This is a genomic window from Paraburkholderia tropica, assembly GCF_014171495.1.
In the GTDB taxonomy this organism is placed as follows: domain Bacteria; phylum Pseudomonadota; class Gammaproteobacteria; order Burkholderiales; family Burkholderiaceae; genus Paraburkholderia; species Paraburkholderia tropica.
On the sequence record NZ_CP049136.1, the window covers coordinates 442,252 to 461,160 of the forward strand.

Sequence of the window (18,909 nt, forward strand, 5' to 3'; positions counted from 1 at the left end):
TTTCTGCTGTCGGGTTCGCGCCGGAGCACTGGCGCCCTGCGCACCACGCATTACATTGCGTAATAGTCTCAAATCCTGCACCGCCAGGCTAGCCATTCCTGCACGCGTGCGCCGCGAACCTTAAACCGTAATACGCGTGCCGAGCAGCGCGAGGAATTGCGCGAGCCAGTTTGCGTGCGAGGTCCACGCGGGCGCGGTCACGAAATTGGCGTCGGTGATCGCGTCGGGCCAGTCGAGCGCCACATACTGGCCGCCCGCGAGCTTGACCTCGGGCGCGCAAGCCGGATACGCCGAAATCCGCCGCCCTTCGATCACGCCCGCCGCCGCGAGCAGTTGCGCGCCGTGGCACACCGCGGCGATCGGCTTGTTCGTTTCGGCGAAATGACGAACCCAGGCAATCACGGTTTCGTTGAGCCGCAGATATTCGGGCGCACGGCCGCCGGGCACGAGCAAGGCATCGAATTTCGCCGGATCGATCGACGCGAAATCGGTATTCAGCGTGAAATTGTGGCCGCGCTTTTCCGTGTAGGTCTGATCGCCTTCGAAGTCGTGAATCGCCGTGCGGATGACGTCGCCCACGCGCTTGTCGGGCGCGACCACCGACACCGAATGACCGACCGCCGCGAGCGCCTGAAACGGCACCATCAATTCGTAATCTTCCACGAAGTCGCCGGCGAGAATGAGAATGCGCTTGGACATGTTCCGTTTCCTGTCTGTGATGCGGTGATGAGCGGGAATGCGGAAAACACTGTAGCAAGCGTGGAAGCGCGGCGGGTAATAGGGGGTTAAATGCGAGGGGGTGAAATGCGAGAGGGTGAAATGCGAGAGCGTTAAACGCGCGCGGACTTTTCGACGCAGGGCGGCGGCAGTCGTCGTTAATAGAGCGTCTTCGTGCCGGAGATCGGCAGGACCGTGCGTCCGCCCACCTGAGGCGCGCTGCCGGGGCGCGCGCCCACGCCCTGCACGGTCGCCGCGCCACGCACGAAGGTGAGGAGAATGGTCTCCGCGCGCGGGTTCGGCTCGCCGCGCGTCAAGGTTGCAGCGTAGCGCTGCCAGTCGGGGTCGTCGAGCTTGAAGAGGCAGCCCGCCATCAGCGCGAGCGAAGTCGGATTCAAGGTCTGCGCGGCTTCGAGCCGCTTGAGCAGACGCACCGCGCCAATCCAGTCGGCGTAGCGGATATGCAGACGCACCGCCGCGAGACACACCGGCGGCCATTCCTCACAGAGCACGTCGATGCACGCGAGCAGATCTTCCAGCTCATCGCGCGAGGCGCAGGACAAACCCAGGTCGAATATCTTCAGCAAGAGCGCGGTGACATGCGCCGGGCATCGCCGGTATGAGGTATCGGTGATATCGGCCGCAATCCGATCCAGCATGACGTTAAGGCACTCCGTCGAATTCATGGCAAAAAGCGCCGATCGTCGCGACGCAAACCGCTTGTGGATCGATTGTGAATCGATCCGCAGCGCATCGGCACGCGAAACTTCGCAAACTCATACATCGATTCCGCTGCCGACCCGGCGTGCAAACCGGGGCCCTATATCGTCGGGAGAGTCAAGGCGGTGCCATTCCGCCTGCCTGCCCTGCATCGTCAGGCTCATTGCACTTTCGCGGAGGTCAGATGAACGATTTCACCGTGGGCACCACCGTGCCCCAAAGCACCGGACAAAGCACCGACAGCCTGATCAACTCGCAGTTGCAGACCACGCAGCAACTCGAACAGGAGATCGAGCAACTCCTCATGGAGATCACGCAGGAAGAGAACTCCGGTTCGGATTCAGGCTCGGGCAGCGGCACGAACACGGGCACCAACACGGGGACGAACACCGGCACGACCACGCCCACCACGCAGACCACGCCCACGACCGACAATCTCACGCAGATGGGCAGCGCGGCGCAGCAGCAAGGCGCGCAAACCGGCATGCAGAATTTCCAGAAGAGCGACCCGACCGACTTCAACGCGTTCATGAGCGCGCTGCAATCGGGCGACGGCAACAAGGCCACGCACATCCTCGCGGACGCCGTGCGTTCCGGCAAGCTCGATCAGAGCGACGCCGCCGCCATCGGCAGCGATCTGCAGCAGACCGCGAACGAAAACGGCGGCGGCAAGATCAACGGCAGCGCACGCGACGATCTCGCCAATGCACTCGGTCAGGACGTGCTCGCGAAGGGCGAAACGCGCGATCAATACGCCATGCAGCAGATGATGGGCCTCAAGGCATAGCGCCGTCGAACGCCCGCCTTCATGGATCTGGACGCCTCTTTTCGACGCCCGATGAAAGTACCTCGCTCCTCCCTTCCGTCTCGTGGTGATCGCGCGCTACTGTCGGCCTGCGCGCTTCTCGCCCTTCTCGCGATGAGCGGCTGTGCGACGTCTGCGCAACCGCCTACCGCGAACGATTCGTTGCCCGCCGATCTGCGCGCCTCCCCGAACGAAGTCCTCAAGGAAGTGCTCACGGCGAACGGCGACCAGACCTATGTCTGCCGCCGCACGCCGTCGGCGGTAGCGGGCGGCTCGCAGTTGCTGTGGGCCGAGCAAGGCTCCGAAGCCACGCTGGTCGCCGCCGACAAGCAAAGCGCAGGCACCGTCGTTCCCGGCCCGCACTTCATCGCCTACGACGGCAGCTATGTGATCGGCACGCCGCTCGCCGAACATCAGATCGGCGCGAACACGCTCACGTGGGTGCGCTACAAGGCGAAGTTCGACGCCGCGCGCCGTCCAGGCGAAGGACGTTTCGCCGATGTCACGTCGATCCAGCGCATCGATACCAAAGGCGGTCTGCCGCCTCAGCCCGATTGCACGGTCGAAGGCGTGCGTCTGCTGGTGCCGTATGCGGCGACGTATATGATCTATCGCGAGCAAAGCGCCGCACCGCTGACCACTTCATCGGCCACTCCAACGGCCAACCCGGTCGACTAGGCGGCGCGCGTGCAAACCGGCCTCTTTCTCACCATGCCCGCACCGCAACCGCAGGCGGCGGCCAAGCTCTACGCGCGCGCCATCGACATGGCGGAAGCTGCCGATCAACTCGGCTTCTCGCACTTCTGGCTCGCGGAGCATCACTTCACGAACTACTCGGCCTCGTCGCGGCCCTTGCAACTGCTCGCACATATCGCGGCCCGCACGCGCCGTCTGCGTCTGGGGCCCGCGATCATCCCCGTGCCGCTGCATCATCCGCTGATCGTGGCCGAAGAACTCGCCACGCTCGACGTGCTCTCGCAAGGACGCGCCGAAATCGGTCTCGGCTACGGCTACCAGGCCTATCAGTACGAGCGCTTCGGCGTCCGTCGCGAGCGCACCGCCGGGCGCGATGAAGAAGCGATCGACGTGTTGCTGCGCGCTCTGCGCGAGCCCGTATTCGATTTCGACGGCGAGCACTTCGCGATTCCCCGCACGCAACTGGTTCCGCAGCCGCTGCAGCCACGCATGCCCGCGTGGCTCGTCGTGAATTCGAGCCGCCGCGAATCGGTCGCGCGAGCGCTAGCGCGGGGCGCCAATCTCTTCACCGGCGTGCTCGAACCAATCTCGCGCCTCACCGACATGCGCACGCACTATCCCGATCTGTTCGCGCCGTGGCCTGCGACGCGCGTCGGCACGCAGCGGCCCGTCTATGTCGCACAAAGCGAGGCCGAAGCGAGCGAGGCCATCGAGCACGCACGCTGGAACGGGCGCGCGACGCTGCGTTTGCGTCATGGCGAAGGCAACGTGATCGACGGCGTCGTGCCCGATGCTGCGTTTCCCGACGAACCGACGGAGCGCGTGTTGCGCGACGACTTTCTGGTGATTGGCACGGCCGACGAATGCATCCACCAGCTGCGCCGCATTCGCCGCGGGCTCGGCTGCGATTACTTCAGCGCGAGCTTCTGGTTCGGCGCACTGCAACACGCGCAAGTCATGGCGTCGATGCGCCGTTTCGCCGCCGACGTGCTGCCCGTGCTAGTGGAAGATACGCAACGCGAGCGCGCGGCCGCGCAAACGGCGGCGGAGCGCGATGCGTGGAAGCCCGCGCTCGCGTGGTGACGCCAGGGTTGCGCCAGGGTTGCGTCAATCGATCAAACGCGCTGGCCGGCGGCCGCGACAATCGCCATGAGACGTCGGCCCATCGCATCCAGTTTCGCGCGCTGCTGCTGCGCGTAGTGCCTTTGCTTCGCGCGCAAACGCTCGCGCACGCCGGCATGCTCCAGTGAATCGATTGCGTCGATGCAGCGTTGCAGCGCGTCGTCGGCATCGCAGTGCGCCAGCCAGCTTTCGCAATCGGCTTCGGCCAGCAAGCGGTCGATACGCGTATCCATCGAAAGCCCGAACACCGGCACGCCGTGCGATAGCGCGAGCACGCTCGCGTGATAACGCGTCGTCACTACGCACTGCGCGTGCGCGACGGCACTCGCAACCTCATCCAGCACGCGCTCGCCGCGCACCACGCACGCTGCGTCGAACGGCAGACGCGCCGCCAGATCGAGACACGCCGCGCGATCCACCTGCTCCATCCCCACGATCACCGGCGTATAGCCACGCGCGCGCAACGCGGTGGCGACCGCAGCAAACCGCGCGAGATACGCCTCGTAGGCACGCTCCCGTTCGCCATCCCACGTATGAAAATGCAGCAAGCCGTATCGATGCGGCGAGGTCTCGCCACGCGCGTCGAGCGCACGGGCACGCTCAGCATCCGCGCGAACGGGCCACCAGAACGGATTGGTCGGACACAACGCAGCGACGCGCGCGGAAGGCGAGGCGTGCGGTCCAGGCGAGGTAGCTGGCGCGCGCCACGTCCACGCGGTATCCGCGCCCGCGATCGTCTCGACGCCCAGCTCGCGCAACTGCACGCGGGCCTGCGCGTTACGGCAGATCACGTGTCCGGCGCGCGCGGCATGATGCGCGACGAAACGTGTGAGCGGCTCGCTCATCGCACCGCTATCGACGCCATACGACACGGCGGGCAAACCATACGCGTGCGCCAGTGCGATGCCGCCAATCAGAATCCCCGACAACGAATCCGAGAACTTCGACGTATAGGTCGAACCCTCCACATTGACGACGAGATCCGCTTCACGGATCGCCGCGTCCAGCGCGTCCGGCACATAGGGCAAGGTGGGCGCGAGACGGGGCGTTTGCGCCAGCACCGCATGATCGAACACATCGCCGAGCGCGAACAGCGTGAGCACAGGTTCGCGCGGCGCGAAGATCCGCCGCAACTGTGCGATCGTTTCGATGGTGCGCAAGTCCGCGCCGGTATTGCCCGCGCCGTGATAACCGAGCAACAGCACGCGCGGCCTGGCGGCGTTTGCAGCGGCACACGCGCGATCTGAACCAAGATAGCGCGCCGCGTCGATGCGCGCCTGCATGTCGTCGAGAAAGACCGTGTCGGGCGCGGCAGCGCTCGCGTAGCGATGCAACGCGCGATACGAATTGCGAACGGGGTCGTCGAATTGCGGCCAATCCATCATGCGCCTCCCACTGCACGAACCAGTTGCTGCATCTGCGCCGCGCCCGAATGGGCGTCGACGGCCAGCTCCACGAGCGTCACGCCCGCGTGCATGCGCGCGGCGTTCAACGCGGCGTCGAGCGCGTCCCGATTATCGACACGCCGATACGCGAGTCCAAAACCCTGCGCCAGCGCCGCGAATCGCAGCGCGTACGGATTGCGGATCGCGCGGCGAAAACCCGGCTCGCGCGCGACGGGCAGAAAATCGAAAATCGCCCCGCCGCCGTTATCGACGATACAGATACACCCTGGCGACTCAATGCGCTGCGCCAGAGCCAGCGCGCCAAGATCGTGAACGAAGGCCTGATCGCCAATAACTAGCAGACCCGCGTCGCGGCGCGCCAGCGCTTCGCCGAGAAACGTCGCAATCGTGCCGTCGATCCCGCTCACGCCACGATTCGTGTAGAACACCTGATTATTGTTTCGGACGTCGCAACCGATATCGGCGTGACGCACCGCCATCGAATTGCCCACGTGGACGAAGTCAAAACCCGGCGCATCGAGCACGCGATGCACGGCCGCGACTTCGCCCCACGCGAGCGAACGCACGCACGCGCGCCGCTCACGCGCCGAATATGCCGCCACGCTCGCCCAACGCTCGCGCCAGCGCCACGCGACGGCCTGGCCGGTGCGCGTCGTGGCCTGCGCCGCGTTCGACAACGCGCACGCGAGCGCTTCGAGCGTAGCGCGATTCGGCGCAACCAGCACGTCTCGCGGATCAAGACCCGGGTGCAGGTAATCGCAGGCAATGCGCGACGGCGCGACACGCAGCGTGGGCGCGTCGCCATGTTGCTCGAACCACGCATGCAACGCGGGAAGCACGGGCGCAAGGCCGAAGCGAATCACCAGATCGGGACGCGCATCGGCAAGACGCGCCGTGCCGAACACGTCGAAAGCGTTGACGATCAGCGCGCCGGGTTCGCCGCGCGCTGCCGCTTCAGGACTCAATGCGCCGGGTTGAGCGCGCAAACCACTCGCGGCATCGGCGACGACGGGAAAACCCGTCACGCTGGCAAGCGCGAGAATCGCGTCGAGCGGCACGGCGGGCTCCGCACCCACGACGATCAGGCCCGCCATTCCAGCGACTCCAGCAGGCGATTGCGAAGCATGGCGCTTGCGCGCTCGCGCCAACACGCGCGCTACGGCTGATTCGATTTCATGCGCGCCGTTATCGGCATCTTGTGCGAAGCCGCTGTCGTGCCACGGTTGCATGGCCACCGCCCACGTCTGCGCAGAAACGCCCGACACTTCCATCGCATCGTAGACGCCTGCGAGCGGCACGTTCAGATGCACGGGCCCACGCGTGCGGCGGTGCGGCGACGGCAACGCATCGGCGCGTGGCGTGTCGGTCGCATCATCGCCCTGCCCAAGCATCGCGCGCAACACCTGCGCCACGTTCGCGCGCATCGCGTGCACGGCTTCGGGCGTATCGCGCGGATCGTCGAGGTCGACCTGCGCGCGCACGAACGCGCGCGTCGCGCCGCAATGATCGGCCATCTGCCCGAACGATGCGCCACGCAAGCTACGCGGACGATCACAGGTGATCGCCACGAGCGCAATATCGCAGGCCTCGGCTTCGATCAGCGCGGGCAGTGCATTCGCAATTGCGGACCCCGACGTCGTCACCAGCGCAACGGGTTCGCCGCTCGCTTTCGCGAGACCCAGCGCGACGAACGCACCGCTGCGCTCATCGCTGCTCACCATCTCCACGGCGATGCGCGCGTGACGGTCGAGCGCGAGGCACATCGCGCTCGCGCGGCCGCCAGGGCACAGCACTGCGCGGCGCACGCCCGCCGCCTCCAGTGCGGCCACAATCGCGTCGACCCACGCGGCGTTGAGCGAGGGCTCGGGCGCGTGCTGCGTTTCAGGCACACTCGCCATCACGCCACCTCGAACGACGATCGGATCGCGATCGTGCGCGCACCGTCGTGGTGGTTCGCGTCGCGCGGATCGTGTCCCGCGCGCTCGGCCACGATCATCGACTCCATGATGCGGCGCGCGCGTATCGCGCCGCGATCGATCGGCAGCAAGGCGGGTTGCGCGGCCCAGAAATCCGCCTCGCCAATGCATGCCTGCTGCGCTTCGAGCATCGGCAAGTCCTCCAGTTCGAAGGGCTTCATCAAGCCCTCCACCGCATAGCGCACGAGCGCGCGGCCCTCGTCGCCCATCGCTTTCGGCAAACCGAACGCGAAGAAATAGTGCGTCGTACAGGCCGTTTCCGGCGTGAGCCAATGCGCCGATGGCGCGATGCGTCCGGCCTCGCGCGGCTGGCCCGCGCCGGTCACGCCCACCACGATCGTGAGCAGACCCGGCGGCGTCCATTTGACGTCCATCCAGCGATCCACGCAGGTCCCCGCCGCAATGCCGAATCCGTCCGCCACGAAGGGCTGCAGGATCTCCCCGAACACCGCGCGGCGCACCCACACGGTCTCGCCGAGACTACCCGACTGCACGTCGCCGCTAGCGATCGCCTCGCTGCCCAGCGTATCGGGATGCAGAAACTGGAAATGGCTGAGGTCGAGCAGATTGTCGGCGCTGAGCTGATAATGCGCGCGCGTTTTCAGGTAGCCATGATGCGTGTGGTTCTGCGCTGGATCGACGAAATCGAACGCGGGCAGCAACGCGATATCGGCGCGCGCGGCTTCGCCAGGCCAGAACCAGACTGCGCCAAAGCGCTCCACGACCGGATACGCGCGGACGTGTGCCTGCGCGGGCACGCGGCCGTCGCCGTGCGGATTGTGCACGCAGCGCCCCGCGCCGTCGAAACGCAGACCGTGGTACGGACATTCGAGCACGCCGCCGACCACGCGTCCGCGCGACAGCGGCGCGAAGCGATGCGCGCAACGGTCGTCGAGCGCATGCGCCGCGCCCTCGCTATCGCGATACAACACAACGGGACGATCGAGCAGCGTGCGCGCCAGCGGCGTCGCTCCGTTCAATTCATCGCTGAATGCGGCCACATACCAGGCGTTTAATAGAAACGACATCAAAGCTCCCATCCACGGTCTATTGCAGGTCTTTGCGCGACATGGCGCAAAGCACAAAAAAAGCTTTAAAGGCCGCAGCCGGTCATTCAAACCGGCTTGCATCGCGGCTGAACGGCTTTTGCGAGGCGATGGCGCGACGTGCACGCGGCTTTTTGCCGATCGAGTGTAAAGCGCGTTTTTCGCAGCCAGTTTCAATAAAGCTCATTCGGGTGCGAAGCGGCCCCACGCGATGCGTAGACGCAACCCTCAAAAAGTCTGAACTTCCCTTTCCGATCTGAAAGATTCCGCTAAGCCTTATCCATCAATCCTTTATGCGCATCGCCCGTCAGGATTACCGCTCCATTCACGCGAAGGCGCAATAAATACCGACTTGTTCAATGAAAAGGATTTCATGTGCCGGCCCAAGCAATTAGCCACTTTCGCCAGGCAAACGTTTGATTGCCGTCCTGGACGGGGTTTTATTCCTCATCCGACGAGAAATTCCCGCGAAACAATTCCTTACAACCCTGATTTATGAACAACCGTAGTTTTCGCCATACGCGGTTCAAAGCCGCATCCATGAAATAACAAATGCGGCGCTTGAAGCCTCGCTATTGGAGAGCAAGTTGAAATTCGCTGTTTTGACTAACGACCGAAGGCTGTTCAATCTGATCTGCCTGTGCTTTCTCGACGAATTGATCGAATGCAGCTGCTTCAGCGACGACGTCGCGCTCACGCGCGCCATCTATCGCGAGGACTATCAGGCGATCATCGTGGATGCCGCCACCGGGGTCGATCCGAACCGCGCCGTGTTCGCGCGGCGGGCCTGCTACGACGATCGACGCGCCCCGCTGATCGTGGTCGGCGCGTTCGACGGGCGCGCGGACATCGAACAGGCCTTCGATGCGGGCGCCGACGACGTGGTGCGCTCGCCCATCGACCGCAGCGAACTGGCCGTGCGCACGCATCTCGCGCGCCGCCGTTTCGAAGCGGCTTCCAGCGCGCGCGCCGACGGCGAGATTCGCTTCGGACCGTATCGGCTCGACCGGCGCGCGGGCACCGTGCAACTCAACGGCCGCCCGATTCGCCTGACCGTGCGCGAATTCGCGATCGCGTGGCTGCTGTTCTCGCGCACCGGCGAATACGTGAGCCGCCGTACCATTGCGGGCGCGATCTGGAGCAGCACGGAAGACATCGTCGGGCGCACGCTCGAACAACACATTTACAAGCTGCGCAAAAAGCTCGAACTCAATGGCGAGGCCGGCGTGCAGTTGCGCACGATGTACGCGCACGGCTATCGCATCGAGATGGGCGACGAGCAGGAGGACTGCGTGCCCGCCGAGGCCACACAGAGGGCACAAAAGGCTCGCACGGCGCCCCCAGCACCCGCCCTCTCTCTCACCTTGCCCGAGCACGACAACGCGCCCGTCGCGCGCCCGACGCGCGTGCTCGACGTCCATCACAGCAGCAGCGAAGCGGCCCGCCAGGCGCAACCGTGGGCCGTGGAAGCCACCGACTGCGCGCCGGGCTATCAGGCCAGTTTCAACGCCGATTTCACGGCAGGCTACAGTGCCACGCGCACGCCCGATTGCGTCATGCCATACAGCGGCACAGCGCGGACCGATAACCTCGCCGCCCACGCCGCGAACGAGCGCGAAGCGAACTGCGCGCCCGCGTTGCCGCCGCGCGCGGCACGGCTCGCCAATACACGGCGACGCAATTGAGCGAACTCGGCGCGCCATGCCTCAGAGATCCAGCACGCGCGGCGTGAGCAGGAACACGCGCTCCATGTGCGAATGCGTGTCGCTGTTGTTGCGGAACAGCGCACCGATGATCGGAATCTTCGACAGCCCCGGCACGCTCGTCACGCCGTTCGAGAGGTTGTCGGTGCTGTAGCCCGCGATCAGCAGACTCTCGCCCTGCCCGACCACGGCCTGCGTATTGATCTCGCTGCTCGTGATGACGGGAATGCTGTCGACCTGCTGCCCGGTAAGCTGACCGTCCTCGATATGGACGTTCATCTTGATGCGCACCTGGCCGTTCTCGTCCACGACCATCGGCAGCACGCGCAGCGAAACGCCCGTGGAAATGCTGTAAAGATCCGCCGACGTATAACCCGACACGCGCACGAAGAAGCGCGTCTTGTTGTCCATCACGGCTTCGACGTTGTCGAGCGTGGCGACCTTCGGCGTCGCGTCGATTTTCGCCTTCGAGTCCTCCGCCGACGCATTGATGCGCGCGAGCAGATACCGCCCCGCATCGCCGAGCACTGCGGTCAGCGACGCGCCCACGGGCGTCGCCTGCACGACGGTCGTGCCGTCTGCGAGCGTGGTCGTGCCGAAGTTCGGATTGATATTGCCGTCATAGCCGTTCTGCTGATAGGTGCCCGTGCCGGTCTGGAAATCCAGATGGCTGTTGTGCGCGCGCCAGTCGATGCCGATCTGTTGCAGCAGGTTGTCGTCGATCTCGACGATATGCGCCTCGATCTCGATCAGCTTGGGCCGCGTATCTAGTTGCCCGATCAGCGACGCGTACTGGTCGATGCGCTGCGGCAGATCGCGAATCAGCACAGTGTTGGTGGTCGGATCGGGTTGAATCACGGGCAAGGTCAGATCGCCGCCGCTCGGCGATGTCCCTTGTCCGCTGCTGCCTGGCGCATTGGCGTAGCCCACGTTGCCCGCTGCGCCCTGGCCCGGCGCAGGCGTGCCGCTGATGAGACCGCCGAGACTCGCATCCGCGCCTTGTGGCATGTTCTGCGGCAAGGGCGGATTGAGCGAGCCGCCGCCCGACGTGCCGCCGCCCACATCGGCCATTTGCGGCACGCGCTGCATGTTCGGCGACATCGCATTCTGCGAGCCGTTCGCGCCGCCGCCTTCCTTCTGCTTCGCGTGATACATGTTCGAGAGCACCGTGGCCACGCCGGGCACCGTGATAGTGTTGCCGTCGATCTGCACCTTGTGATCGGCGGCCCACGCATTTTTGAGCTTGAATACGCGGATCACCGAACCGGTGCGCCGTCCCGCACTATCGTCCAGACGTCGCGCCACTTCGGCCACCATCTGCACATATTGCGGCGGCCCGTTCACGATCGCCGTGTCGCCGGCTTCGTCGTAGACGACGGGAAAGCGCCGGTCCTCGATGCCGAGCGACTGCAGCGCGCCACGCAAATCGCCCGGCGCGGCGTGATCGAGTTTGATGACCTGATGCGTGACATCGTTTGCATTACTGATCGACAGTACGCTGCCGTCGTAGAACCACACAAAGCCGAACGTCGAAGCGAGCGTGTCGAGAAAGCGTTGCGGCGACATATCGAAGCGGCCCGTCACGGTGCCCGCGACGTTGTTGGCAATCGAAGCCGCCACGCCCTGGCTCGCGGTGAAGTCGCGCAGCACGTCCTTGAGGTCCTTGCCTTCGACGGCGACATGGACCGTCGAACTGCGCCAGCGCACCGGCGCGGCGCTGGCCGTGTCGAATGGCGCGAGCGCCAGCGTCGCCGCGAGCCACGCGGCGCAAAACAGCGTTTTCGATTTCATGGAGTCGATCGTGATAATTGAACGAAGGTGCAAGCGAAGATGCGGATAAAACCGGCGGCGTCAGCGTTCGAGCGTTTCCGAAGGCGCTTCGTGAAACTGCTTGCGATAGCCGTTGACGAGCGTCGAGCGGTTCTGCACGCCCCATTTGTTCGCGGCCACCAGCACGCCGCGATCGGCGGCATACGCGCGCTCGGTCAGCTCGGCGCGAATGCGCTCCATACGTTGACGGCGGATCAGTTCGCTCGGCGAAAGACCGAGAAAATTCTTGAAGGCGCTTTGCAGCGCGCGTTCGGTCACGCCAATTTCCGCGGCGATCTCGCGCACCGAAAGGTCGGGCCGGTCCAGGTTGTCGAGCACATACGAATACGCGCGCCGATAACGCGCGGGCAAGCGCGCACCCACATCGTCGAGTTGCGGACCGGGCTTCGACATGCGGCTCGCGAGCGGCATTTGCAGACTCGCATCCTCGCGCAGACACTGCATCGCCACCAGCGCGTAACGGCTGTACAAGGTCAGCGACTCCTGCGCGCGACCCTGCGCCTGACGCGTTTTGGCCGCGCAATACAGGTATTCGATGTGACGATGGCCAATCGCGCCCGCACGCACGAGCGGATGCAGCGGCTCCAGCATCGCGTGCGCGTAATGCGGCTGCGCGCCCGCGAGCGCAGCCAGTGCAATCTCCAGCCGCAAGGTGCGCTGATAATCGCCGACGCCCTGCTCGCGCGCCCAGTTCAAATGATGCTGCAGGCCGCCAATCGCATTGCGGTCGGCCAGCGCGGCCAGTTGCAAATGACGCAGATACTCGATGCGCGCGCGCAAAAGCGGCACCCGCACGGCACGCAAGACATCTTCCTGCGTGCGCGTCGTCACGCCCGCCGCACCCGATTGCCAATAAACGTGATCGCTCAATTCACTCGCGCAGCGCAGGGCCGTCTGCACTTCCAGATCGAAGCGCACCGTGGTGGCGAGATCGTGCCAATGGCCGTGCGGATCGTCGATATCTTCATCAAGACGATGGGCGAACTCGTCGAGCGCCTGCAAGGCCTCGCCGGTTCGCCCCAACTCATGCAGCGCGCAGACGATGCCGAAGCGCGCCTCCGCCGCGCGCGCCGGCTCGATGCCGGGTTCGTCGACCACGCGCGCGAAACACGAAAGCGCGGTGCCGATCCGATGCCGGAACAGCGCCTGCCACGCCGCATTGCGGCACGACGAGGCGCGTATGTCACGCTTCGAACTACGAATCAGTTTTAGCGAGCGCCGATAGGCTTCCTCGGCTTCCACTTCCACGCCCAACAGCAGTTGCAGATCCGCGTGCAACTGAAGGCCATGCAACGTCTGTTCGCCCATGCCGGCCGCATTCGTTTCGTCGATCCAGCGGCTTGTCAGATGCGAAGCGGCCAGCAGCTTGCCCTCGCGCAGCGCGAAGCCGAAGCGTTCGGCCTGATTTCCCGACACGACCGGCTCCGGCGTGGCGAGTGAAGAAACCAGCGGGAAATACAGCATCGAAAACATAATCGACTCCTTGGTTGCACGGCACGCTGGCTGACACGGCGTGCATGAACTCAATGTACCGGAGCGATTTAGTCAGAACTTCAATTAATCTGATTTTCAGGTTCTATTTGAGAACTGTTGAGATTCGAAGCGGGATTTGTTGAGGATGCGCCCGAAGCGGGCGCGGCCTTTCGATTCACCGTTTTCCCGCTTTCCGCGTCGCCATTTGTCATCGCGCGCAAATCCTCGGCGAATCCGCGCAAGGTAATCTGCTCTTTCACCTGATCGACGAAAATACCTGCAAAAAGCGCAAGCATCAGCACGGTGACGGCGCCCTTCACGGGCTGGCTCAACGTCATAAGATCGAGCTTCGACGCCGATTTCGCCGCAAAGCCAAAGGCAAAATCGATCAGCAGCAAAATGAACATCATCGGCGCGGCGAGCTTCGCGATCGTCTGCATCAGCGTATCGGTCTGGTGCAGCACGAACGATTCGAGAATATTGCCTGCCACCGGCGTCGACGACGTCAACGGCCACCAGTGATACGACTCATACAGCGTGCCGAGCAAAAACGTCATGCCGCCCAGCGCCCAGAACGACACCGATGCAATCTGCGCGAGCAGCGTGGCCGTGGGCGTCGATTGCTCCTGGCGCATCGGATTCGTAATCTGCACGTTGTTATAGCCGGTCAGATCGTCGATATAGGTGCCCGCGCCTTCGGCCACCCAGAACACGATCGACGCCGCGTAGCCGAGCACCACGCCGATCATCGCCTCGCGCAAGCCGATTTCGAACAGCTTCACGCCATGCAGTTCCTGAATGAACGAGACAGGCTGCCCATACGCCACCCACGAACTGAACAGCACGACCACGGCGTTGCGCACGACGCCCTGCATCACGCCGTCCGCGGTGGGCGGAAACATGAACATGATGATGAAAAGCCGCAGCGAACACACGCCCAGCAACGTGATATAGCCGACGATCAGCGTGCCGAGTTGCGGCAGCGCGGAAACAATATCGTTCATGCGGCCACGCCCCGCTCGCGAAAGCGCCGCGCGAGTGCGGCTTCCTCGGCCTCTTCGTCGGCGGCGTCGCTGGCCGCTTCGTCCTGCTTGCGGCGAATCTGCGTGATGCGCTCTCCACACAGGTCGATGCGGCCCAGGTTCTGCTCGATCTCGCGGCGCGTTTGCGTCATCGCGTCTTCGCTCTCACGCACCCGTTCTTGCGCTTGCGCGAGCGCGGCGTCGAGCACGCGCAGCTTGTCGGCGACCACGTCGATATAGCGGCGGCACGCGGTCAGCGCGTCGGGCGCGAACGCTTGCGCGCCCGTCATCATCGATTCGATGCGGTGTTCGTAGAAGCGCAACACCTCGGCTTCGCGCGCGACTTCCTGCGCCTTCGCCTCGCGCGCGCGTTCGCGTTCGGCCAGCGCGTTGCGATGCGCGGCGAGCGTTGCGCGCAAGGTGTCGTCCAGACGGCGGCGGCGTGCGAGCGAACGCTCCAGCGCCATCACGCGGCGGCCCGCGCCGCTTCTCGTGCTGCTACTCGTGCCGCTTCTCGTGCCGACGCTTGTCTTTGCGTTCATGCTTGCGCTCATCCGCCGGCCTCCGCGAGCGCATAGAGCTGCGCTTCGGTGTCGCCCGGCGGCGCGTATTCGTCGGTGCGCTGCGAGAGAAACGCCTTGATCGCAGGCGCTTTCGCGATGGCTTCGTCGGCGAGCGCATTGCCGCCCGGTTGATATTCGCCGATCTGCAACAGCATCTCCACCTCGCGATGCTGCGCCATCAATTCGCGGATGCGCGCCGATGCGCCCACGAACGAACCGGGCACCACTTGCGGCATCACGCGCGACAGACTCGCGAGCACGTCGATGGCGGGATACTGATTCTTCGCCGCAATCTCGCGCGAGAGAATCATGTGGCCGTCGAGAATGCCGCGCACTTCTTCGGCAATCGGATCGCTACCGCTTTCGTCTTCGGCGAGCACAGTGTAGAGCGCGGTGATCGAGCCCGTCGCGCCCATGCCCGCGCGTTCGAGCAGACGCGGCAGCTCCGCGAAGATCGACGGCGGAAAGCCGCGCCGCGCAGGCGGCTCGCCCGACGCGAGTCCGATCTCGCGTCCGGCACGCGCGAAACGCGTGAGCGAGTCCATCATCAGCAGCACGCGCTGGCCGCGGTCGCGAAAGTATTCGGCGATCGCGGTCGCCACATAGGCCGCTTTGGCGCGCTCCATCGACGAACGGTCCGACGTCGCGCACACGACCACCGAACGCGCCATGCCTTCGGGGCCGAGAATCAGCTCGACGAATTCGCGCACTTCGCGCCCGCGCTCGCCGATCAGCGCGATCACATTCACGTCGCACGACGCGCCGCGCGCGAACATGCCGAGCAGCGTGCTCTTGCCGACGCCGGCGGGCGCGAAGATGCCCATGCGCTGACCTTCGGCGAGCGTCATCATCGCGTCGACCACGCGCACGCCGGTGGGCAGCGGCGCGTCGATCATGCGGCGGCTCATGGGGTCGGGCGGTGACGCGAAGATCGGCCGCATTTCATCGGATTCGATGGGCGGACCGCCGTCCACGGGCTCGCCGAGACTGTCGATCACGCGCCCGAGCAGCATGTCGCCGACCTTCACGGCGAGCGGCCGCGCGAGCCCGATCACGCGCGTCGAGCGCGAGATGTGTTCGAGTCGCGCGAATGGCGAGAGCAGCGCCACGTCGCGCGTGAAGCCGATCACTTCCGCGTGCTGCAGCAGCTCGCCATTGGGCGCACGCAACTCGCACAGTTCGCCGAGCGAGAGGTCGAGGCCGCCGACCTTGATGAGCGTGCCAATCACTTCGAGCACCTTGCCCGTGCGCGCCACCGCGGGCGCGGCGAGAATCTCGCGCTCGATGTCGTCGGTCAGGCGTTCGAGGTCCACGCTGTGTGCCGTCCACGACGCGCTCATACGGCCTCCGTCGCGGACGCTTCGCCTGCGCTTGCGTTATCGAACGCGTCAGGTGCATCTTGCGCCTCGGCCGACGTATGCGCCGAGCGCTTGAGCGCGCGCGACACCGCGCTGCGCATCGCGCGCAACTGCATGTCGAGGCTTGCGTCGACGGTGCCGAAGTCGGTTTCGCAGACGCAACTGCCGGGGTCGAGCTGCTTGTCCGCAATCACCGACATCGGGATCGCCTGGCCCAGATCGCGCCAACGCGCAGCGAGCCGGTCGAAGGCCGCTTTCGCGCCGTCGAAATCGCCGGGACAGACGGCCACGCGCAGATACGTCGCGCCGTCGACGATACGATCGACGGTCGCGAGCGCGCGCTCGAACAGCGCTTCGTGCGACTCCACGCGCACGATCTGCTCGACCGCCGTGGCGACGATATTCGCGAGGCGTTCGCGCATGCTCGACTGCAACCGGTTCTGCGCGTCGGCGGCTTGTGCGAGGCGCTCCATCCAGTCCGCGAGCGCGCGCTCGCAGCCGTCGCGATAGCCCTGCTCGCTCGCCTCGGCATAGTCGCGCTGCGCGTTCGCGACGATGTCGGCCGCTTCGTCCCGCGCGTGGTCGATCAGCGTTTGCGCCTGCGCGCGCGCCTCGTCGAGCAACGCGGCGCGTTCCTCGACGAGCGCGGCGCGCGCGGCGTCGAGCGAGAGCAGTTCGCCGAAGGTGTCGCGGCGCACGATGTCCGACGCCGCGCCGAGGCGCAGCGCAAGGTCGTTCGTCGTGCCGCCTGCGAGCGACGCGCCGGGTTCGAACACCGCGTCGCGCGCGCGCTTCAGCCAGATAGCCATGAGTACTCCGGTAACAGATCGGCAAGCCGCGCGAACAGACGCGCGCTGCCGGGCGCGTCGATGTCGGCGGGCGTCTGCGCGAGCCACGGCACCGGCGGCAACGCGCGCGGCAGCGCGAGACGCAGCAGCGTGAACGGCACGCAACGCGTCGGCGACACGGATGACGCGAGATCGCGCAACAGCAGCGCGCAGCCTTCGATCGCGAGCCTCGCCGCATCCAGCGCCGCGAGCGGCGGCATGCCCGCGCGCGCGATCAGTCGCGCGGTGTCGGGCGGCTCGCCCGCATGCGCGTCCTGCGTCAGACGATCGACGCTCACGCCCACCCAATCGGAAAGCTGCTGACGCGTGCGCTTGTCGATCAACCGGCGCACTTCCGCGCGGCGAAACAGCAGCGCGCGCATACGCAGCACCTGCACGCCGCGCTCGGCGGGCAGCGCGTCGAGCCAAGCCGCATTGGCGTGCGCACCGGCTTGGGCCGCGCCTTGCGTCAGGTCGGCAAAATCCGGCGGCACCACGCCCGCGGCACGCACCAGCGCGCGCGAACACGCCACGCGCGCCGCGATGCTGGCCGCCTGCATCGCCTCGCGCACGCGTTCGAGTTGGTCCGCATCGAGCTTGAGCAGCGCGGCGGTCCACGACGGATCGGCCCAGTCGACGGCCGTATCGACGTTGCGCTGCCAGGCGTTCAGCACCGTCGCCGCGCGCCGGAACGGCAGCGTCTGCGCCGCTGCGCCAGGCCGCTCGCGCGCGAGATCACGCACCGCGCGCCTGGCCCGGCTTGCGCACGCGGGCGAGCAGATTCCGCACGATGGCGCCCGGTTGCGTCGGGGCTGCAGCACCGGTTTCGGCGGCCGCATCGCCATGAGCTTCGCCGCGCGTCTGCGCGCCGGTCAGCATGCGCCGCGCGAGCATCAGCAACAGGCCGGCGACGACGATCGCCACGCCCGCGAGCGCCCCCGGCAGCCAGCCCGGCATGCCCGAAGGCGACGCGGATTCGATCTGCACCGGATCGGCAGGCACTGCCGTCACGCTCACCTGGTCATACGTGAGCCCTTCGACGCTGTGCATCACGAGCGTCTTGATCTGCGGCACGAGCGCGCTGACATCGGAGTCGCGCCGATACTTGATGAACACCGCCGCCGACGACGGCTTGATCGTCTGTGCGAGCGGATCGTTGTTCGGCAGCACGATCTGCACGCGCGCGTCGATCACGCCGTCGATCTTCGAGAGCGTGGAGGACAGTTCCTGCGACATGCCGTAGATGAAGCGCACGCGCTCCTCGGTCGGCGTGGAAACGAGACCGTCCTTCTTGAAGAGATCGCCGAGATCGTCATAGCGCTTGTGCGGCAGGCCGCGCGCGCGCAGCACTTCCATCGCGCGCGCGAGCTGGCCGTCGTCGACGTCGAGCGACCAGGTCTTGCCGCCGTCGTTGCTGTCCTTGTGCGCATCGACGCCGCGTTCGAGCAGCGCCACGAGCATCTCGTTGACGTCCTGCTCGGACAGATTGCCGTACAGCTCCTTCTTGCAGCCCGCGAGCAGCGCGCACAGCGCGAACGCGCTCGCGAGCGCCGCTCGCCGGAGGCGCCGCGCATGGAGATTCGAGGTCACAGGGGCTCCGTGAGGAGGGCCGCAAACGGCGGCGGATTGCGGCATGAAACGGGGT

17 protein-coding genes are annotated in these 18,909 nt (G+C 65.7%); 4 read left to right on the forward strand and 13 right to left on the reverse strand.

Annotated features, from left to right (window positions below; translation table 11 throughout):
- Positions 1-120 precede the first annotated feature (120 nt).
- Both G5S35_RS25540 and G5S35_RS25545 read right to left on the reverse strand, forming a co-directional pair.
- Positions 121-699, reverse strand: coding sequence for a DJ-1/PfpI family protein (locus G5S35_RS25540; RefSeq protein ID WP_183039886.1), 579 nt, complete (start codon positions 697-699; stop codon positions 121-123).
- Between the two features lie 176 nt (positions 700-875).
- Positions 876-1,376, reverse strand: coding sequence for an HrpB1 family type III secretion system apparatus protein (locus G5S35_RS25545; protein ID WP_183039887.1), 501 nt, complete (start codon positions 1,374-1,376; stop codon positions 876-878).
- Positions 1,377-1,621: 245 nt separating this feature from the next.
- On the opposite strand from G5S35_RS25545, the gene G5S35_RS25550 reads away from it, so the two are divergent.
- From G5S35_RS25550 to G5S35_RS25560, 3 genes are all read left to right on the forward strand, one after another.
- Complete coding sequence (locus tag G5S35_RS25550) at positions 1,622-2,224, forward strand: hypothetical protein (RefSeq protein ID WP_065060767.1); 603 nt, start codon at positions 1,622-1,624, stop codon at positions 2,222-2,224.
- A gap of 180 nt (positions 2,225-2,404) precedes the next feature.
- Complete coding sequence (locus G5S35_RS25555; RefSeq protein WP_183039888.1) at positions 2,405-2,920, forward strand: DUF3455 domain-containing protein; 516 nt, start codon at positions 2,405-2,407, stop codon at positions 2,918-2,920.
- Between the two features lie 9 nt (positions 2,921-2,929).
- Positions 2,930-4,021, forward strand: coding sequence for an LLM class flavin-dependent oxidoreductase (locus G5S35_RS25560; RefSeq protein WP_183039889.1), 1,092 nt, complete (start codon positions 2,930-2,932; stop codon positions 4,019-4,021).
- Positions 4,022-4,053: 32 nt separating this feature from the next.
- On the opposite strand, the gene G5S35_RS25565 is transcribed toward G5S35_RS25560, so the two are convergent.
- The 3 genes from G5S35_RS25565 to G5S35_RS25575 are packed head-to-tail and all read right to left on the reverse strand — an operon-like array spanning position 4,054 to position 8,470.
- Positions 4,054-5,445 (reverse strand): polysaccharide pyruvyl transferase family protein, encoded by a 1,392-nt coding sequence (locus tag G5S35_RS25565; RefSeq protein ID WP_183039890.1) that lies wholly within the window; start codon positions 5,443-5,445, stop codon positions 4,054-4,056.
- Entirely contained in the window at positions 5,442-7,364 is a 1,923-nt protein-coding gene (menD, locus tag G5S35_RS25570; RefSeq protein WP_183039891.1) for a 2-succinyl-5-enolpyruvyl-6-hydroxy-3-cyclohexene-1-carboxylic-acid synthase, read from the reverse strand. Before menD ends, G5S35_RS25565 begins: the two co-directional genes overlap by 4 nt.
- Positions 7,364-8,470, reverse strand: coding sequence for an aromatic ring-hydroxylating dioxygenase subunit alpha (locus G5S35_RS25575; RefSeq protein ID WP_082991988.1), 1,107 nt, complete (start codon positions 8,468-8,470; stop codon positions 7,364-7,366). The genes menD and G5S35_RS25575 overlap by 1 nt, the downstream gene beginning before the upstream one ends.
- A gap of 605 nt (positions 8,471-9,075) precedes the next feature.
- Here G5S35_RS25575 and G5S35_RS25580 point away from each other — a divergent pair.
- The gene (locus G5S35_RS25580) at positions 9,076-10,173 is read left to right on the forward strand and encodes a response regulator transcription factor (RefSeq protein WP_183039892.1); all 1,098 of its coding nucleotides are present in this window, start codon (positions 9,076-9,078) and stop codon (positions 10,171-10,173) included.
- A 21-nt stretch (positions 10,174-10,194) separates the two neighbouring features.
- Here the strand turns inward: G5S35_RS25580 and sctC are convergent, their stop codons facing one another.
- The 8 genes from sctC to sctJ form a co-directional block, all read right to left on the reverse strand.
- On the reverse strand, positions 10,195-11,982 hold the full coding sequence (gene sctC / locus G5S35_RS25585; RefSeq protein ID WP_074982095.1) for a type III secretion system outer membrane ring subunit SctC: 1,788 nt from the start codon (positions 11,980-11,982) through the stop codon (positions 10,195-10,197).
- A gap of 60 nt (positions 11,983-12,042) precedes the next feature.
- The gene (locus tag G5S35_RS25590) at positions 12,043-13,494 is read right to left on the reverse strand and encodes a helix-turn-helix transcriptional regulator (protein ID WP_183039893.1); all 1,452 of its coding nucleotides are present in this window, start codon (positions 13,492-13,494) and stop codon (positions 12,043-12,045) included.
- Positions 13,495-13,574: 80 nt separating this feature from the next.
- Positions 13,575-14,498: a type III secretion system export apparatus subunit SctT gene (gene sctT, locus G5S35_RS25595; RefSeq protein ID WP_183039894.1), complete on the reverse strand. Its 924-nt coding sequence runs from the start codon at positions 14,496-14,498 to the stop codon at positions 13,575-13,577.
- Positions 14,495-15,058, reverse strand: a complete 564-nt coding sequence (locus G5S35_RS25600; RefSeq protein ID WP_161495603.1) for a type III secretion protein SctO — start codon at positions 15,056-15,058, stop codon at positions 14,495-14,497. Before G5S35_RS25600 ends, sctT begins: the two co-directional genes overlap by 4 nt.
- Positions 15,059-15,066: 8 nt before the next feature.
- Positions 15,067-16,419, reverse strand: coding sequence for a type III secretion system ATPase SctN (gene sctN, locus G5S35_RS25605; RefSeq protein ID WP_183039895.1), 1,353 nt, complete (start codon positions 16,417-16,419; stop codon positions 15,067-15,069).
- On the reverse strand, positions 16,416-17,246 hold the full coding sequence (sctL, locus tag G5S35_RS25610; protein WP_183039896.1) for a type III secretion system stator protein SctL: 831 nt from the start codon (positions 17,244-17,246) through the stop codon (positions 16,416-16,418). The genes sctN and sctL overlap by 4 nt, the downstream gene beginning before the upstream one ends.
- Positions 17,231-18,007 (reverse strand): type III secretion protein HrpB4, encoded by a 777-nt coding sequence (locus G5S35_RS25615; protein ID WP_237181695.1) that lies wholly within the window; start codon positions 18,005-18,007, stop codon positions 17,231-17,233. Before G5S35_RS25615 ends, sctL begins: the two co-directional genes overlap by 16 nt.
- Complete coding sequence (sctJ, locus tag G5S35_RS25620) at positions 18,000-18,899, reverse strand: type III secretion system inner membrane ring lipoprotein SctJ (protein ID WP_183039897.1); 900 nt, start codon at positions 18,897-18,899, stop codon at positions 18,000-18,002. Before sctJ ends, G5S35_RS25615 begins: the two co-directional genes overlap by 8 nt.
- Positions 18,900-18,909: the final 10 nt, after the last annotated feature.

Coding starts and splice junctions, on each gene's coding strand:
- menD (WP_183039891.1), bottom strand. CDS start 7,364: ATGGCGAGTGTGCCTGAAACGCAGCACGCGCCCGAGCCCTCGCTCAAC.
- G5S35_RS25550 (WP_065060767.1), top strand. CDS start 1,622: ATGAACGATTTCACCGTGGGCACCACCGTGCCCCAAAGCACCGGACAA.
- sctT (WP_183039894.1), bottom strand. CDS start 14,498: ATGAACGATATTGTTTCCGCGCTGCCGCAACTCGGCACGCTGATCGTC.
- G5S35_RS25600 (WP_161495603.1), bottom strand. CDS start 15,058: ATGAACGCAAAGACAAGCGTCGGCACGAGAAGCGGCACGAGTAGCAGC.
- sctJ (WP_183039897.1), bottom strand. CDS start 18,899: ATGCCGCAATCCGCCGCCGTTTGCGGCCCTCCTCACGGAGCCCCTGTG.
- G5S35_RS25575 (WP_082991988.1), bottom strand. CDS start 8,470: ATGTCGTTTCTATTAAACGCCTGGTATGTGGCCGCATTCAGCGATGAA.
- G5S35_RS25545 (WP_183039887.1), bottom strand. CDS start 1,376: ATGCTGGATCGGATTGCGGCCGATATCACCGATACCTCATACCGGCGA.
- sctN (WP_183039895.1), bottom strand. CDS start 16,419: ATGAGCGCGTCGTGGACGGCACACAGCGTGGACCTCGAACGCCTGACC.
- G5S35_RS25565 (WP_183039890.1), bottom strand. CDS start 5,445: ATGATGGATTGGCCGCAATTCGACGACCCCGTTCGCAATTCGTATCGC.
- G5S35_RS25540 (WP_183039886.1), bottom strand. CDS start 699: ATGTCCAAGCGCATTCTCATTCTCGCCGGCGACTTCGTGGAAGATTAC.
- G5S35_RS25590 (WP_183039893.1), bottom strand. CDS start 13,494: ATGTTTTCGATGCTGTATTTCCCGCTGGTTTCTTCACTCGCCACGCCG.
- sctL (WP_183039896.1), bottom strand. CDS start 17,246: ATGGCTATCTGGCTGAAGCGCGCGCGCGACGCGGTGTTCGAACCCGGC.
- sctC (WP_074982095.1), bottom strand. CDS start 11,982: ATGAAATCGAAAACGCTGTTTTGCGCCGCGTGGCTCGCGGCGACGCTG.